General features: G+C 34.3%; 17 protein-coding genes. 8 read left to right on the top strand and 9 right to left on the bottom strand.

All coding sequences use genetic code 11. The features are described from left to right. Window positions 1-103 precede the first annotated feature (103 nt). Window positions 104-3,148, bottom strand: a complete 3,045-nt coding sequence (locus ACFFGA_RS07630; RefSeq protein ID WP_386061998.1) for a phage tail-like protein — start codon at window positions 3,146-3,148, stop codon at window positions 104-106. Between the two features lie 214 nt (window positions 3,149-3,362). Between ACFFGA_RS07630 and ACFFGA_RS07635 the strand changes: the two genes are divergently transcribed. Then, window positions 3,363-3,728 (top strand): hypothetical protein, encoded by a 366-nt coding sequence (locus ACFFGA_RS07635; RefSeq protein ID WP_386062000.1) that lies wholly within the window; start codon window positions 3,363-3,365, stop codon window positions 3,726-3,728. On the opposite strand, the gene ACFFGA_RS07640 is transcribed toward ACFFGA_RS07635, so the two are convergent. Together ACFFGA_RS07640 and ACFFGA_RS07645 are read right to left on the bottom strand one after the other, a co-directional pair. After that, window positions 3,721-4,668: an NAD(P)H-dependent flavin oxidoreductase gene (locus ACFFGA_RS07640; protein WP_386062003.1), complete on the bottom strand. Its 948-nt coding sequence runs from the start codon at window positions 4,666-4,668 to the stop codon at window positions 3,721-3,723. The genes ACFFGA_RS07635 and ACFFGA_RS07640 overlap by 8 nt on opposite strands. A gap of 58 nt (window positions 4,669-4,726) precedes the next feature. Then, the gene (locus tag ACFFGA_RS07645) at window positions 4,727-5,956 is read right to left on the bottom strand and encodes a class I SAM-dependent rRNA methyltransferase (protein WP_386062006.1); all 1,230 of its coding nucleotides are present in this window, start codon (window positions 5,954-5,956) and stop codon (window positions 4,727-4,729) included. Window positions 5,957-6,120: 164 nt separating this feature from the next. Here ACFFGA_RS07645 and ACFFGA_RS07650 point away from each other — a divergent pair, with 164 nt between their 5' ends. Then, on the top strand, window positions 6,121-6,843 hold the full coding sequence (locus ACFFGA_RS07650) for a NeuD/PglB/VioB family sugar acetyltransferase (RefSeq protein WP_386062009.1): 723 nt from the start codon (window positions 6,121-6,123) through the stop codon (window positions 6,841-6,843). On the opposite strand, the gene ACFFGA_RS07655 is transcribed toward ACFFGA_RS07650, so the two are convergent. Next, window positions 6,844-8,130 carry a phenylacetate--CoA ligase family protein gene (locus ACFFGA_RS07655; RefSeq protein WP_386062012.1) on the bottom strand — a complete coding sequence of 429 codons (1,287 nt, stop codon included), beginning with the start codon at window positions 8,128-8,130 and terminating at the stop codon, window positions 6,844-6,846. A gap of 128 nt (window positions 8,131-8,258) precedes the next feature. Then, the gene (gene dnaK, locus ACFFGA_RS07660; RefSeq protein WP_386062015.1) at window positions 8,259-10,163 is read right to left on the bottom strand and encodes a molecular chaperone DnaK; all 1,905 of its coding nucleotides are present in this window, start codon (window positions 10,161-10,163) and stop codon (window positions 8,259-8,261) included. Between the two features lie 172 nt (window positions 10,164-10,335). Between dnaK and ACFFGA_RS07665 the strand changes: the two genes are divergently transcribed. From ACFFGA_RS07665 to ACFFGA_RS07675, 3 genes are all read left to right on the top strand, one after another. Further along, the gene (locus ACFFGA_RS07665) at window positions 10,336-10,818 is read left to right on the top strand and encodes a hypothetical protein (RefSeq protein WP_386062018.1); all 483 of its coding nucleotides are present in this window, start codon (window positions 10,336-10,338) and stop codon (window positions 10,816-10,818) included. Between the two features lie 112 nt (window positions 10,819-10,930). Continuing rightward, a complete protein-coding gene (locus tag ACFFGA_RS07670) occupies window positions 10,931-12,355 on the top strand; it encodes an L-serine ammonia-lyase (protein WP_386062021.1) in 1,425 nt (474 codons plus the stop codon). Window positions 12,356-12,492: 137 nt separating this feature from the next. After that, a complete protein-coding gene (locus tag ACFFGA_RS07675) occupies window positions 12,493-13,119 on the top strand; it encodes a hypothetical protein (RefSeq protein ID WP_386062024.1) in 627 nt (208 codons plus the stop codon). A gap of 9 nt (window positions 13,120-13,128) precedes the next feature. Here the strand turns inward: ACFFGA_RS07675 and ACFFGA_RS07680 are convergent, their stop codons facing one another. Continuing rightward, the gene (locus ACFFGA_RS07680; RefSeq protein WP_386062027.1) at window positions 13,129-13,599 is read right to left on the bottom strand and encodes a nuclear transport factor 2 family protein; all 471 of its coding nucleotides are present in this window, start codon (window positions 13,597-13,599) and stop codon (window positions 13,129-13,131) included. A gap of 107 nt (window positions 13,600-13,706) precedes the next feature. Here ACFFGA_RS07680 and panB point away from each other — a divergent pair, with 107 nt between their 5' ends. The 3 genes from panB to ACFFGA_RS07695 are packed head-to-tail and all read left to right on the top strand — an operon-like array spanning window position 13,707 to window position 15,507. Then, window positions 13,707-14,525 (top strand): 3-methyl-2-oxobutanoate hydroxymethyltransferase, encoded by an 819-nt coding sequence (panB, locus tag ACFFGA_RS07685; protein ID WP_386062030.1) that lies wholly within the window; start codon window positions 13,707-13,709, stop codon window positions 14,523-14,525. A gap of 9 nt (window positions 14,526-14,534) precedes the next feature. Continuing rightward, a complete protein-coding gene (locus tag ACFFGA_RS07690; RefSeq protein WP_386062033.1) occupies window positions 14,535-14,816 on the top strand; it encodes a hypothetical protein in 282 nt (93 codons plus the stop codon). Then, window positions 14,809-15,507, top strand: coding sequence for an RluA family pseudouridine synthase (locus ACFFGA_RS07695; protein ID WP_386062036.1), 699 nt, complete (start codon window positions 14,809-14,811; stop codon window positions 15,505-15,507). Before ACFFGA_RS07690 ends, ACFFGA_RS07695 begins: the two co-directional genes overlap by 8 nt. Here ACFFGA_RS07695 and ACFFGA_RS07700 read toward each other — a convergent pair. The 3 genes from ACFFGA_RS07700 to ACFFGA_RS07710 are packed head-to-tail and all read right to left on the bottom strand — an operon-like array spanning window position 15,504 to window position 17,509. Beyond that, complete coding sequence (locus ACFFGA_RS07700; RefSeq protein WP_386062039.1) at window positions 15,504-16,250, bottom strand: sensor histidine kinase; 747 nt, start codon at window positions 16,248-16,250, stop codon at window positions 15,504-15,506. The two genes, ACFFGA_RS07695 and ACFFGA_RS07700, sit on opposite strands and share 4 nt — an antisense overlap. Before the next feature lie 35 nt (window positions 16,251-16,285). After that, on the bottom strand, window positions 16,286-16,987 hold the full coding sequence (locus tag ACFFGA_RS07705) for a hypothetical protein (protein ID WP_386062042.1): 702 nt from the start codon (window positions 16,985-16,987) through the stop codon (window positions 16,286-16,288). Window positions 16,988-16,993: 6 nt separating this feature from the next. Then, window positions 16,994-17,509, bottom strand: a complete 516-nt coding sequence (locus tag ACFFGA_RS07710; protein ID WP_386062044.1) for a hypothetical protein — start codon at window positions 17,507-17,509, stop codon at window positions 16,994-16,996. Between the last annotated feature and the right edge of the window lie 62 nt (window positions 17,510-17,571).

Here is a 17,571-nt window from a genome sequence, read left to right on the forward strand (position 1 = left end):
CTATGTCCGTTTGAGCGCAGTCGTAAACCTCGTGTTATAAGTATTACAATATTTTGACTGCGTTCTATATGACATTTATGTTATTGATTAAACGTACCTGTTTTTATTCACGCTCATACTGCGCTTTCACCATCTCATACAACTCGTCAAGTTTGGCCTTAAGGTTCTTATTTTCTTTTTCCAGGTTTTCAATTTTAGAGTTTAAGGCTTTTATGGACTGCACATAAAGCGCATCATAAGTACCATAGGCTGTTTGAAAAAACCCTTGATTATCCTTGCTTACATTTTCTGGAAATACTTGTTGTAATTCTTGAGCTATAAAACCATATTGTTGTCCCTCTGGCCTGTTATTTCCGGTTTGGTTATCATTCCATTGGTAAGTTACTCCACGCATTTGTAATAATTTTTGCAATGCTTCTTGTTCATTAAATGTTTGAATGTTTTTCTTTAAGCGTCTATCACTATTAGCCAACCAATCGCCAGCTGTGGTTTTTGATGCATTTCCGTTGACTTCTAAAATATTTGTGGTTGGAATACGCATTATACCTGTTCTGCCATCCTTTAAGATTGTAAATGCATTATTATTGTTAGGTATAAGAGGTGTAGCATCACCATTTGCTACAACAAAAAGTCTGTCGTTAGCGTTATTTGCAAAAGTACTGGCAGGAGTATAAGCCTCTTCATTAAATCCAAAAACCATTTCGGAAAACGAATAAGCTCTTACATCGTTGCCTATGGCAACACTACGATCACCAGACGCAATTGTTGATATACCAATAGCCACACTATTATTTCCAGATGATTGAGAACTATTTCCTATCGCAACACTTGAGGATGCAGAAGCTGTACCACCCTGTAAAGCTATTGAAAAAGTTCCCGATGCCGAACTGTTGATACCTGCCAAACTCTGGCTACCTGAGGCATTGCTTCCTGTAAATGAAACTGAATTGTCTCCCGATGCTATTGAAAACTGACCAAAGGCAAAGCTTCCATCACCTGAGGCCATGTTATTGGAACCAATAGCAGTCCCGTTCACAGCAGTGACCGAGTTTGATGAACCCAAGGCCAAGCCATTATTTGCTGATGACGATACCGTACTCGAACTTCCTATAGCAATGCCCTCTTGAGCTTCTGATGATGAATTTGGACCAATTGAAATACTCGACTCTTCAGAAGCGTCACCTCCCTGTAAAGCTATTGAAAAAGTTCCCGATGCCGAACTATTGATACCTGCCAAACTCTGGCTACCTGAGGCATTGCTTCCTGTAAATGAAACTGAATTATCTCCCGATGCTATTGAAAACTGACCAAAGGCAAAGCTTCCATCACCTGAGGCCATGTTATTGGAACCAATAGCAGTCCCGTTGGCAGCAGTGACCGAGTTTGATGAACCCAAGGCCAAGCCATTATTTGCTGATGACGATACCGTACTCGAACTTCCTATAGCAATGCCCTCTTGAGCTTCTGATGATGAATTTGGACCAATTGAAATACTCGACTCTTCAGAAGCGTCACCTCCCTGTAAAGCTATTGAAAAAATTCCCGATGCCGAACTATTGATACCTGACAAACTCTGGCTACCTGAGGCATTGCTTCCTGTAAATGAAACTGAATTGTCTCCCGATGCTATTGAAAACTGACCAAAGGCAAAGCTTCCATCACCTGAGGCCATGTTATTGGAACCAATGGCTGTCCCATTGGCAGCAGTGACCGAGTTTGATGAACCCAAGGCCAAGCCATTATTTGCTGATGACGATACCGTACTCGAACTTCCTATAGCAATGCCCTCTTGAGCTTCTGATGATGAATTTGGACCAATTGAAATACTCGACTCTTCAGAAGCGTCACCTCCCTGTAAAGCTATTGAAAAAATTCCCGATGCCGAACTATTGATACCTGCCAAACTCTGGCTACCTGAGGCATTGCTTCCTGTAAATGAAACTGAATTGTCTCCCGATGCTGTTGCATACTGACCAAAAGCAAAGCTCCCATCACCTGAGGCTATGTTATTGGAACCAATGGCAGTCCCGTTGGCAGCAGTGACCGAGTTTGATGAACCCAAGGCCAAGCCATTATTTGCTGATGACGATACTGTACTCGAACTTCCTATCACAATGCCCTCTTGAGCTTCTGATGATGAATTTGGACCAATTGAAATACTCGACTCTTCAGAAGCGTCACCTCCCTGTAAAGCTATTGAAAAAGTTCCCGATGCCGAACTATTGATACCTGACAAACTCTGGCTACCTGATGCATTGCTTCCTGTAAATGAAACTGAATTATCTCCCGATGCTGTTGCATACTGACCAAAAGCAAAGCTTCCATCACCTGAGGCTATGTTATTAGAACCAATGGCAGTCCCATTGGCAGCAGTGACCGAGTTTGATGAACCCAAGGCCAAGCCATTATTTGCTGATGACGATACCGTACTCGAACTTCCTATAGCAATGCCCTCTTGAGCTTCTGATGATGAACTTGGACCAATTGAAATACTCGACTCTTCAGAAGCGTCACCTCCTTGTAAAGCTATTGAAAAAGTTCCCGATGCCAAACTGTTGATACCTGCCAAACTCTGGCTACCTGAGGCATTGCTTCCTGTAAATGAAACTGAATTGTCTCCCGATGCTGTTGCATACTGACCAAAAGCAAAGCTCCCATCACCTGAGGCTGTATTTCCTGAACCTAGAGCTATAGAATTATTTCCTACATTAGCATCATCCCATTCATTTCCAAAAGCCTCACCTGCTCTAAATGCCGCTTTACTTTTATCGAAAAAGAAACGGGAATCTGAACCAGACAAAGTTGTACTGCCAAACACAAAATCATCACTTCCAACATTAGTTGTATTCTGCACTATACCACCAATACTTTGAAACTCACCAGAGGCTCCAAATGTTAACTGGTTCCAACTTACTCCATCATAAAACCAAAATCCTAGGGATAGATTAGTTTGATATACCATAAGACCAACTGCTGGAGAGCCTATAGCTAATCGTTGCGCTTGTGTCATTCTTGGAATGAGTATTCCTGAGGTAGTGCTTTCAATTTCTAAAGCAGAAGAAGGGTCTGGATTTGTTGTGCCAATACCTACTTGAGAAAATGAAATATTAATACATAAACAAACAAAAAGAAATGTTAGGGTTTTCATAATGAGTGGTTTTATTGTTTACCACTTCATCGGGAAAGAAAAAAAATGTCATCATTAATACCTGAAATATGTATTGCCAAACAAGGTTTAGATGCTAGATAATAACACTTTATTTATAGTCTTTCTCCTTTTATCGTAAAAATATAAAGCCAAACGAATATTGTAAGTACTTAATTTTTAAAAGTTTATTTTACACTCAATTAACCAACCAAACATGAAAATTATACTTGTATTATTTGCTTTTATCTGTTTTAATTTTAGTCCTGCACAAGTCACCTTAAGCGATGATGGATTGCATTTTGTAGTAGGTGCTGCCATATCTAGTGGAACTTATGCCTACGTATATTCTAAGACCAAAAATAAAAAGAAAGCCTTTTGGTATAGCTTTGGTCTTTCGTCATTAGCTGGATTTTCTAAAGAATTCTACGACGGTAATATTATAAGCGGAAAATTTGACACAAGCGAATTAGTATCTACTGCGCTTGGTGGTCTAACTGCTAGTTATACCTTCAACATCTTTACCGGAAAACGAAAGAAAAGGAAGAAAAAGAAAGAGGAATTATTAGCTTCTTTTAATTAATAAGTTTAGCAACAATATCCTTTACAGGAAGAATAGCTTTTGTATGCTCAATACTTGGTCCAGCAACCCAAACCGTTTTATAAGTTGCTTTTTTAGCAGCTTTTTCGGTAGCTTTCATACCTATAGAAAAACGTACCATTTTCACCCATTTTTTAAGCTTTCGGTTTTTATTGAGTAAGTTTTCTAACCAAGTGGCTTTGGTTCCTATTTTTTGAACATAAGGTGTATTAATCACTGTGCATGGTGTTCCAGAAATACGCTCTGTCATTATAATATCTTCGGCACCATAATCTACACAAGCTTGTTTATATTCATCAGTAACTCCTGCTTCAACGGAGGCTATAAACGGACTACCAACAGAAACACCAGCAGCACCATAACTCAACATTTTATCAATATCTGCCTTACAGCCTACTCCACCTGCAGAAATTACAGGAATATTTAATTCTTTATTTAATAAACTCGTTAATTCTTGTGGCGACAAATTACCTCTATGACCACCAGCTTCATTATTTACCGCAATGGCAGCATCTGCTCCTAAGCCTTCTACTTTTTTGGCAAACTTTAAATCTGTTACATCACAAAACACTTTAATACCAACAGCATGGGCTTGTCTTATGGTTTCTTCTGGACTACCTAGCGACGTGATAATAAAATCACAACCTTCTTCGCACAAAACCTCTAACTGGCCTTTGTATTTAATGTTAGATTTATTCACTATTAAGTTAAACCCAAATGAGCCACCTTCAACTTTGTTAGCTTTTAACTCTTGGATTGCAGCTCTCAACTCTTCTAAAGTTCTGTAATTCAACGCAGGAATACAACCAGCAATACCAGCTCTCATGGCTTCTGTAACCATGGCAACATTAGATACCAAAAACATTGGAGCCTGAATAATTGGGTATTTTATATTGAGCAATTCGGTTAGTTTGGTAGTCATAATTTCTAAATTTGAAAGACAAATATAAGACAAATATTATTATGCATGCATAACACTTTTACTCCAAAAATTGATAATATCCACACTTTAAATAAGCTCCTTCTAGAAAACTTACAGGATGATCAACATCGTGTTGTGTTTTTAATACTGTTTCAAAAAGTCTTTGTTGTTCGTTTAAAACTCTGTGATTTAAATCGAAAAAAGACTGTGCTAAAATTCTAGAAGAACATGATGCCAATACCAAAAGCCCTTTTTTAGCAGTAAGCTTCTCTCCTAGTTCTGCCAATTGTGCATATTTCTTTTTGGCTAAATCTATTTCCGATTGTTGTTTGGCAAAACTTGGTGGATCTATTACTACAACATCAAAACGCTTTTTTTTGTTTATGAGTTTTTGCATTTCTTCAAACGCATCACCTGCAATGGTTTTATGGATACCAGAATACGTGTTTAGCTTTCCGTTTTCCTGGGCGATTTCCAGAGCTTGTTTGCTTATATCCAAACTGGTAACTTCTGTTGCGCCATTGGCTAATGCATGTACCGAAAAACCTCCTGCATAGGAGAATACATCTAAAACCGATTTTCCATTACTCATCTCACCAACTCTCCGTCGGTTATCTCTATGGTCTAAAAAATAACCTGTTTTATGACCCTTAATTACATTGGCACTAAAGTTTACACCATGCTCAATAAATTGTACTACTTCATTTTTTAAAACACCATAAACTACCTCACCATCTTTAATTTCAAGATTGTTACTGTTTTGCAAGCTTCTACTTAAACGCATCACAATGGTCTCTGCTTTAGAAATTTGTTGCAAACTTTTTAATATATCTTCTAGATATGGTAACCATATTTCGGAATATAGTTTTACCACCAAAACATTATAATAAACATCTGCTATTAACCCAGGAAATCCGTCATTCTCACCAAAAAGCAAACGATAACTGTTGGTATGGTTTTGAAGTAATTCTGAACGTTTTTTATAGGCTTCTTCTATTTTATGATGAAAGAAATCGGCATTAATCTCAACCTTAGTTTCAGCATTATGAATAACCTTAATACGTATTGGTGATTCGGCATCGTATAGACCAATACCTATAACTTTGTTTTTATTTTTGCTAAAAATTATCGCTAAATCACCTGTATTAGCATCATCGTTTATTTTAACAATACTATTTGAGAACACCCAAGGATGCCCTTTAACAACATATTGCTCCCCTTTTGCATTGAGTTTTATTGCTAGGCGCTTTGGTAAAAGTTTTGAAATTGAAAGGTTGAATGCATCCATAATTCTGCAAACTTACAAAACAATACTTCAAAAAATCAGTGTTTTTAATCGGTAAAACAGTGCTGCATATCACTTTTATGGATGAAATCATACCGTTTATCCTTATTTATGATATCTAACCACTACAATGTTGATATCTTTGAATACTCAAACCAAATCTATCAATGACAGAAGTAAATGCTTTTATGCTAAAGCCTATGTCTAAACCTAATTTATTGAAAATGAAAAATATTTTAATTTATGGTGCTTCCGGACATGCCAAGATGATTGTTGATATCATTCAAAAAAACAACAATTATAATTTTATAGGCTTTATAGATTCGTACAAATCAATCAACCAAGAAGTTTATGGATATAAAGTCATTGGTAATTTAGAATTACTTCCAAGCCTCATTAAGAAATTCAATATCCATGGTATTGTAATAGGTATTGGAGACAATATTACAAGATATAGAGCTTATAAAAACATCGTTAAAATTGCTTCAAGTTTAGAGTTTGTCCCAATAATACATCCTAATGCCATTTTAGCTAATGACATAGTTATACCAGAAGGAACAGTAATTATGGCTAGTGCCATTGTAAATGCAAATGCCAAAGTTGGGAAATTTTGTCTGTTAAATACAAAAGCATCATTGGGTCATGATTCTACAATGGCTGATTTTTCGAGTTTAGCATCAGGTGCAACAGTAAGTGGTAATGTAAGTATTGGAATTTGTTCTTCTATTAGTCTAAGTGCTTCTGTGAGTCAGAATCTGTCTATTGGACACCATACAATTATTGGTGCTGCTTCTTTAGTATTAAAATCTATTGGTAATTATAAATTAGCTTATGGTGTGCCAATAAATACCATTAAAGAAAGAGGTTTAGGTGTTAAGAACTCAGCTTAATTATTTGTAATACTCATTTACAACTTCTCGTCTTTTTCCTGAAGCCAATAATGGTATTTCATTAACATAGTTAACCTTAACGATGGCATCTTTTCCAAAATACACTTTGTAATCTGATATTAATTTAGTTTCATCTACAGCCTTATCAGTGTTTAAGTTAATATGATACTCTGTTTTACTTTTTTGTACTAACTGAAACTGCTTAAACTTTCCATAATCCATAAGTCGTAATGACAGATGTGATGAGATTAAGTTTCCGCTGGTATCGTATAACTGATCAACCTTTCTTCCTGAAATTTCAGTAAAAAATGATACATTTTTGCTATCCTTTTCCATAATACCAATATCTCCTGTATCGTACCTAATTAAAGGTGTTGCAAAATTGAATAAATCCGTAAGCACTATTCTCCCTAGTTGTCCATGCTCTACTGCATTATCACTATTTAACTCGAGAACTTCCATGACATAACTAGAATCATTAATTCTAAATTTTGAATCATTAGCATCAATTTGCTGTGCCATAATCCCTGTTTCATTGTTAGAGTACCTTGATAAGGGCGTAACACCAAAATATTCCAATGTCTTTCTTTTTGTATAAGAATTTAAGGATTCTGAAATTGTAATAATGGATTTGGTTTTAAAATTTATAGGATTTTCTTCTAGGTTATCTATGTATTTACAAATCTTTTCTAAAGCCGTCGGATAGGTTAAAAAACTAACGTGTCCTTTACGTTTGTTTAGTTTGGCAATAAGTTGCGCAATGCCATTTTCTGATAGATTTAAAATATTCCATGGCATAAAATTCTTAAGAAGAAAATTCATTCTTAATTTAAAACCTATCGTCTTAGGCCAGATTCTAATAAACGCTAAGAAATCTCCTACTTCAAAATTAGATTTTGATGAAAAGTAAATATTATCTACCTGAATTTTCTTTACTTTTTCTGGGTTCTGATAAAGACTAAAAGGCGAACCTGTTGAGCCACTGGTTGAAGCCACTTTGCATTCTTTTTTTTTGAATTTTGAAGAAAAGAAGGCGTCAAAATCCTCTCTAATAACATTTTTATTAATTACCGGAAAGTCTTGTAGTTTTTTAAATCCTTTACCTTTATAAAACTCTGTAGTTTCTTGGGCATGAGCCAATAACTTTTGTAGCTGTTTTTTATTCTCAGCTACAGCCCATTTTCTGTCTTTTGCCTCTAAAACATCATATGTGTATTTATATAACTTTTTTAAAAGACTGCCATTAACCCTGTCTAACAACCAAAAAATATTTCTTCTTAAACTCAATTATATGTTCATTAGTTCACTGTAAATCTAATTAAATATTTTTTGAAATATCACAACAAAAAAACGCAACCAAATTAATGGTTGCGTTTGTATTTATGAGATGCTGAATCAAGTTCAGCATGACAAATCTATTTTACTTCCTCAAAATCTACGTCTTCCACATCGCTAGATTCATCTGCTGGCTGACCTTGCGCTCCAGCTTCAGGACCTGCAGCTCCGCCTTGAGCTTCTGCTTGTGCTTTGTACATTTCTTCGCTTGCTACTTTCCATGCTTCATTGATTTTCTCTAAAGCTGGATCGATAACTGCGATATCTTTTGTCTCGTATGCTTTTTTCAATTCTTCAAGCGCATCTTCAATTGGCTTCTTTTTATCATCAGATAATTTGTCACCAAATTCTTTAAGCTGACTTTCAGTCTGGAAAATCATAGCATCAGCCGCGTTTAATTTATCAGCTGTTTCTTTAGCTTTAGCATCTGCTTCTGCATTAGCTTCTGCTTCTGCTTTCATCTTTTGGATTTCTTCTTCTGTTAATCCAGATGATGCTTCAATTCTGATATCTTGAGACTTGTTAGTTGCTTTATCTGTAGCAGATACTTTAATGATACCATTGGCATCAATATCAAACGTTACTTCAATCTGAGGTGTTCCTCGTCTTGCTGGTGGAATGCCATCTAAATGGAAACGACCAATTGTTTTGTTATCTGCTGCCATTGGACGTTCACCTTGCAATACGTGAATCTCTACCGATGGCTGATTATCTGCTGCTGTTGAGAAAATCTGCGATTTCTTAGTCGGAATCGTGGTATTTGCTTCAATCAACTTTGTCATAACGTTACCCATAGTTTCGATACCAAGAGATAATGGAGTTACGTCTAATAAAAGAACGTCTTTTACATCACCTGTTAATACACCACCTTGAATACCTGCTCCTAAAGAAACCACCTCATCTGGATTAACACCTTTACTTGGCACTTTTCCAAAGAATTTCTCTACAGCTTCTTGTACTGCAGGAATACGTGTAGAACCACCAACTAAAATTACTTCATCAATATCAGATTTTGATAAACCTGCTGCTTTTAAAGCTGTTTGACATGGTTCTATTGTACGCTTGATTAAATCGTCAATTAACTGCTCAAATTTAGAACGTGTTAATGTACGTACCAAGTGCTTTGGTCCACTAGCTGTTGCTGTAACATATGGCAAGTTAATTTCTGTTTGTGCAGAAGATGATAATTCAATCTTTGCTTTTTCAGCAGCTTCCTTAAGACGTTGTAAAGCCATTGGGTCTTTACGTAAGTCCATATCTTCGTCCTTAATAAACTCTTCTGCTAACCAATCAATAATTCTTTCATCAACATCGTCACCACCTAAGTGTGTATCACCATCAGTAGATAATACTTCAAATACTCCGTCACCTAACTCAAGGATAGAAACATCATGTGTACCACCACCAAAATCGAATACTACGATTTTTTGGTCAGTACCTTTTTTGTCCATACCGTAAGCTAAAGCAGCTGCAGTTGGCTCGTTGATAATACGTTCTACTTTTAAGCCAGCAATTTCACCAGCTTCTTTAGTAGCTTGACGTTGTGCATCGTTAAAATATGCTGGTACTGTAATTACAGCTCTGCTTACATCTTGTCCTAAATAATCTTCAGCTGTTTTCTTCATTTTTTGAAGAATCATAGCTGACAATTCCTGTGGAGTATAAAGACGACCATCGATATCTACTCTTGGAGTATCGTTGTCTCCTTTTACCACTTTATAAGGTACTCGTTCTGCCTCTTGTTTAGATTCAGAATACTTATTACCCATAAAACGTTTAATAGAATAAACTGTTTTTGTTGGGTTTGTTACTGCTTGTCTCTTTGCTGGATCTCCAACTTTAATTTCACCACCTTCTACGAAAGCGATAACCGAAGGCGTTGTTCTCTTACCTTCAGCGTTTGGGATTACAACTGGCTCATTACCTTCCATTACAGAAACGCAAGAGTTGGTTGTACCTAAATCAATTCCAATAATCTTACTCATAATTAATATGTATGTTTATGTTGTGTTTTAATTTTAAACTCGCCAATTATAAGTCAAGTATTATGCCATGACAAAAAATGTGACATGATGTCAGATTAAACTTTAGAGAAATTGTTTTAAATATCCATACTTTGGTACACACTTTGATGTTAACCTTAAAAAACTATTACTTATGAAACGTATATTATCCTTTATTTTTGCAATTTTCTTATTTAACAGCTGTACTACCGAAGAAATTATTGATGTTCAAAACAACTTTTTTGCAGGACAATCTTTTCAAAGAACTGTAAACTTTACATCTTCAAATGGCTATTTCACGGGTTTAGAAATCCCTCTTAATATAGAGTTATTAGATACCGATATGGTTTTGGTATACAGACTTGTAGGTATAGATAACGATGGCTTTAATGTATGGAGGCCACTTCCTGAAATTGCTTATACTGAAAATGGAGATGAATTTCAATATAACTTTGATCATAATTTTGATTTTGTAGACCTATATTTATATGCACCACCTTCTTTTGACCTTGGTTCATTATCAGAGCTTGACCGCTTAGATCAGACTTTCAGAATTGTTATACTGCCTGTAGACTTTGTAAACAGTTCTGATATCGATCTTAATGATTATGATTCTGTAATGGAATTTGTACAATAGATAGAAAATATTTAAAATTTTTAAAAGTCTGAACTTAGGTTTAGGCTTTTTTTTATGCATAAATCCATTAAAACAAAATGTATATTTGCACTATACTAAATCAATGGGTTGAATGGAATGTATTTCTGTTTTTGATATGCTAAAAATCGGTGTAGGACCATCCAGTTCTCACACCTTAGGACCATGGCGCGCTGCAGAACGTTGGATCAAAGAACTTAAAGATAAAAAACGTTTTGATAAAGTTGAAAAAATTACCGTGGACTTATATGGATCACTATCTTTAACTGGAAAAGGTCACGCCACAGATTTAGCCGTTTTATTAGGTTTAAGTGGTGCGGATCCTGAACGTATACCTGTTGATACTATAGACACTATTATTGCATCTATAAAAAACACTAATACATTAAATTTTAACAACGAAAAGTCTTTACCTTTTACGGCTAGCTCAGATATAATATTCAATAAAAAATTTTTACCATTTCATGCCAACGGCATGTCATTTACTGCCTTAATCAATGGCAGAAATTACAAATCGACTTACTACTCTATTGGTGGTGGATTTGTAGTACAAGAAGAACGAAAAATCTCTAAAGCCAATAAAATTATATTCTATTGTACATTTCCGTATCCTGTTTCTTACGGAGAAGAATTGCTGAAGTTTTGCAACCAATTGAACTTACCGATTTCTGGTGTTGTTTTAGAAAACGAAAAATCAATTAGAGAAGAAGATTCTATTGATTTTGAATTACAGCGTATATGGAGTACCATGTTAGAGTGCATGTATATAGGTTGCCATACCGAAGGTAATCTACCTGGCGGACTCAATGTAAGACGACGTGCTTATGACATGCACAAAAACTTAATTGGCGATTTTAAATACAATAGTCATGAGGAATGGCTACAAACCATTAGAAAAACAGAAGTAAAATTTAGACAGATTTTAAAATGGGTAAGTTGTTTTGCCTTAGCTGTAAATGAAGTCAACGCTTCATTGGGTAGAGTCGTTACTGCACCAACTAATGGTAGTGCTGGTGTTATTCCTGCTGTTTTAATGTATTACATGGTTATTGAAAATCATGAGGCTGATTTTAGCCACATCAAAAAATTCCTACTAGTTGCTGGTGAAATTGGAAGTATCTTTAAAAAAGGTGCAACCATTAGTGCCGCAATGGGAGGTTGTCAAGCTGAAATCGGAGTTTCTTCTGCGATGGCAGCTGGAGCACTTTGTGAATTATTGGGTGGAACTCCTGAGCAAGTTTTAGTGGCTGCAGAAATAGCAATGGAGCATCATTTAGGCTTAACTTGTGATCCTATTGGAGGATTAGTTCAAATTCCTTGTATAGAACGTAATTCAATGGGTGCGATAAAAGCCATTAATGCTGCTGAATTAGCTCTAGAAACAGATCCAAACAATGTTAAAGTACCTTTAGACAAAGTTGTAAACACCATGTGGGAAACCGCAAAAGATATGAATACCAAGTACAAAGAAACCTCTGAAGGTGGTTTGGCTGTTGGTGTGCATTTGTCGGATTGTTGATAATATAAAAATAATATTGATAACATTACACTTACAATTATTTAAAGACACTTCTCGCTTTTTTACATTTTAATAAACATATATTTATCATCAATTTATATGGTTTATAGAAATTTGGGGTAAATCATAATTATATCATGAAAGACTCCAAAATTTTATTGTTATTATCAATATTAATTCTGATTACATTTTTAATTGACAATTCAAAAAACAAGCTAGATACTGGCGACATTGCGTTTACATCCTACAATTCAAAAAACAATGATAGTTTTTCAATTGTATTATTAAAGGATATAGCACCCAATACAACAATTTTTTTTACAGACGATGAATGGAATGGAAACAGGTTTGGGACATCAGAAAACAACTTAGCTTGGAATTCCGGTACAACAATGTTACCAGCATTTACAGAAATAAATTTTACCAATATTAAATATAAACCTAATTCAAACTATGGCTTTACAATAGGTAACTTAAACTTAAGTCAGGAAGGAGATGCAATTTTTGCATATATAGGTGAAAGTTTCAAGCAGCCTTTAAAATTTTTATCTGCTATATCTAACGATCCCAATCAATATGGCACACTAATAAACACAAATTTAGAAGAAGGAAGAAGTGCCATAACCCTTCCAATGAACACATATTCAGCTATTTTAAAAGAGAAAATAAAATCATCTAAAGAAGAAATAATTGAACAACTTAATGATTCTAATAATTACAACTTTCAATATAGAACAGTTTCCTTTGCAAGTAAATCCTTTTAAGAAATATGTTTAATCTTCAGAATTTCTTTGACAATTTTTTCTTCGTCTTGTATCTACCAAATACATAATTTTCCATTTACTGTCTTCTTTTATGAGCTGAAAAGAATTCACACCACAATGGCTAAATTTACCTTGATACCAAAACTCGTAAGGTGTCCAAGCATTCGCCATACTACCATCTATTTGGATACTGAAATCTAGTAGCTTTTCTTCAAAAGTTCTATCTTTTGGAATACTAGCAATATTTCTCATAAACATATTAAAATCATCATGCTTCAAAACTGTTTTACCATTGTTATCCGTTGAAATTGATTGTAAAATGATTTTATCGGTAACCATATCTTTTAAGGCTGTAGTATCTTGTTTATGAAACGCATCAAAGAACTCTAAAATGGTTGCTTTTACATTTTCTTGTTCTTTGTCTTGTGCATTTAGCGACAATGTTAAGCCAAATGCAAATAGGAGTAGTATATGTTTCATAAGTTTAAAATTTTAAAGCAAATTACAGATTTGATAGTATTTGTTGCTTCGATTAAAGAAAAGTTTAACAAAACTCATTATTTTTACAAAATTATAATAAATACATAATGTCAGTAGCCAAAAAAGAATACAAAAGAATTACAGTTAAGAGCCTTGTGGATATGAAATCTAGAGGCGAAAAAATATCCATGCTTACCGCCTATGATTACACAATGGCTAAAATCGTTGATGGTGCTGGTATTGATGTGATTTTGGTTGGTGATTCTGCCAGTAATGTTATGGCTGGTCATGAGACTACATTGCCTATTACTCTAGATCAAATGATTTATCATGCCTCTTCAGTTGTAAGAGCTATTGATAGATCTTTAGTGGTAGTAGATTTACCTTTTGGAAGTTACCAAAGTGATCCAAAAGAAGCTTTACGTTCTGCCATTAGAATAATGAAAGAGTCCGGAGGACATGCTGTTAAAATGGAAGGCGGTAAAGAAGTAAAGGAATCTATCAAACGTATTTTAAACGCTGGTATTCCAGTAATGGGACATTTGGGTTTAACACCTCAGTCTATTTATAAATTTGGGACTTATACTGTAAGAGCTAAAGAAGAACAAGAGGCACAACAACTTAAAGAAGATGCTCTAATGCTAGAAAAAGCGGGTTGCTTTGGAATCGTATTAGAAAAAATTCCTGCTGTTTTAGCAAAAGAAGTTGCCGAAAGTGTATCAATACCTGTAATTGGCATTGGTGCTGGTGATGGTGTAGATGGACAAGTACTTGTTTTGCATGATATGCTTGGTATGACACACGAGTTTAATCCTCGCTTTCTACGCAGATACATGAACCTTTATGAAGATATGACAACTGCAATTTCGCAGTATGTAAAGGATGTGAAGTCACTTGATTTTCCAAATGATTCTGAGCAGTATTAGAATAACAATATGATATACAAGCATTGGTCTTTTGTGTTTTTTATTACCGCTATTATACTTAACATATTAGTGTCATACTTTGCTATTAAATCGACATTCTTTATCAGTTATCCTAATCACATTATTGTTTTTAGCTTTATGGCTTTAGGTTTTACACTACTAGGAATAATTTTAGGTATTTTATCTTATGTAAAGAATGAAACTGGTGATTACAAAAAATATATCGGTTTATTTGGAAATACTATTCTTATTCTTTTAGGCATTTTCGGTAATTTAGTCTCAAATGTCTAAAATTATATCTAACAAATCCAATCTTCAGGTCTTATACGAAGACAATCATATTATAGTCGTTAACAAACGTGCTGGAGATATTGTACAAGGTGACAAAACTGGTGATAAGCCGCTAAGTGAGGTGGTAAAGTCTTATTTAAAAGATAAATACAAAAAAGAAGGGAATGTATATTTAGGTGTAGTACATCGTTTAGACAGACCAACAACTGGCATTGTATTATTCTCTAAAACTAGTAAAGCATTGCCTAGGCTTAACAAATTATTCGCTGAAAAATCTGCTAAAAAAACGTATTGGGCTTTGGTTAAAAATGAACCACCAAAAACAAATGACACTTTAGTCCATTGGTTAAAAAAGAATCCTAAAAATAATAAATCTACTGCTTATCCGAAAGACGTTGAAGGTGGCAAAAAAGCCATTCTTCATTACAAAATCATTCAAAAACTTGATAACTTTTATTTACTAGAAATAGATTTGGAAACTGGGAGGCACCATCAAATTAGAGTGCAATTAGCTTCTATTGGTTGCCCTATAAAAGGTGACCTAAAGTATGGTTTTGATCGCAGCAATAAAGATGCTAGTATTAGCCTACACGCTAGAACATTACAGTTTATTCATCCTGTAAAAAAGGAAGGCATTAATATAACAGCACCGCTACCAAATGATGCGCTTTGGCAAGCCTGTGAAATTTAAGTTGTTCTGTAAGGGTATTTTAAACTAAGTACAGTACCTTTTTCTTGTTCAGATTTTAGTTGAAACGTAGCATTAATCAATTCAGAACGTTTTTGCATATTGGTCATTCCAGAACCATTCTTAGCATCAATCATATCAAACCCTACTCCATCATCCTCAATTTTAATGTCTAAATAATCTTGCTGATAATCTAAAACAATGTTAAGTTGATCCGCTTCAGCATACTTTAGTGTATTTGAAATAAATTCCTGAATTATCCTAAATAAGATAATCTCGTCCTTTTTGTTTTCAAAATCTATCTTATTGCCTGTTATTGATACATTAGACTGAATTAAGCCTGTTTTATTTAGTCGCTCAACTTCATTTTTAACTGTGGCATTAAAACCTAAATTAAAAATTACATCACTATTCAATGACTTTGACAACGCCCTAACTTCTTCTAAGGTACTTTTTAGTGTTTCTGCCGCATTCTTAACTTTCGTCCTAGCTTCATCATCCACAACTTTTACAGCGGCATTCATTTGCATAGAAGACATCACAAGCATTTGCCCAATATTATCGTGTAACTCTCTGCCAACATGCTTTAAGGTTTCTTCTTGAATTTCTTGTTGGGTCTTAAAAAGCTCTTCATCAAACGCTTTTTGTTGCTCTATATTTTTTAATAAAAGTTGATTTTTTCGTTTTTGGTAAAAAATAAAAAAAAGAATAACCAATGTACATATGATTATAATTACAATAATCATGTACAAAATTAGATTTCGTTCTGCCTTTGTACTTATTAATCGTTCTCCGGCTTGCAAAATATCAATGCAGCTGAAAGCGATAAATAAAGAAAAGTGTTGAGTGTTAAGTATATTTTCCATTTAAAAAGTACATAATTCCAATCATCTGTTACATTATAAACTTCAAAGAAGTTCATTGGTATAATTATTAAAACCCAAACAAAAAATAGAGTATTGAAATAAAAATAAACTGATTTATAGAACAAAATAATCTTATCTGATCGTAATGTCTCAAAAAAGTAGATTACTATGCATAGCATTATAATCCATAAACTAGCAATACTTATAAATCTTTCATAACTGAATAGGCTTTTAAACCTAAACGCAATAAACAAAACGACCTGAAATAGATACAAATAAAACCCATACTGGAGTATTTTTTTTAATCGATTCGTTTTAATTATACGGCTATTAACATAAAACATTATTGCAGATAGACCAATCCACCAAAAAATAGTGTACCACCAGTAGTTCTTCTCAATTAAAGTATCTTCAATTAGATGAAAATATCCTATTTTTTTAAGAAAGTTAGGGTAACCACCTATTAAATCTACAAAAAAAGTATAGACCAAAAAGTAAATGATATATTTAACAGGTGTGTTTTTGTATTTTTTATACAATAACACACCTGTTATTGCAGCTACAAATTCAATTAAAGATGTAATTAAATCATAATTATCTTTAAGAAATTCGTCCATAAATCATTATTGTGGATAATTAGCGCTAGGTGGATTACCATCTTTTCCCATATTCAACCCATCTGCTCCTTTAATATCATTGCTACCACCTTGCAAAATTGGCAACATACTACCTTGCGATGTGTTTTCAGTACCTGTTGGTATCAAAAACATTGTTGTTAATCCAGCTTGTCCGTCAACATCAGGATAAGATCCTAAATATACACGTAAACCATCCATAGTATAACCTAGCTCACCAGCCTGATTTTCAGCATAATTAATATAACTCTGAATATCATCTATAGACCACCAAGAGGATCTATTATCACCTCCATTTGTTGATTTTTGAAAAAGAGAGTCGTTAATAATACGATGCTTTATATTATAAGCAGCATCTAAAGCACTTGCTTCTTTTGGACTTATAATACCCTTTGGTGCAGTAATTGGTGGTTCAGATGTAAAATCTGAGTCGTTACAGCAATAAAAGTACATTGCCAATGCTCCTAAGATGATTCCTAGAAGGAGTAATCCGAAATTTTTCATAATAAGTAAAGTCTTAAGAATTAATTAATAGTTAAGTCTAAAATATTGATTTTATTTAACAA

The organism is Winogradskyella pulchriflava, assembly GCF_042434315.1.
In the GTDB taxonomy this organism is placed as follows: domain Bacteria; phylum Bacteroidota; class Bacteroidia; order Flavobacteriales; family Flavobacteriaceae; genus Winogradskyella; species Winogradskyella pulchriflava.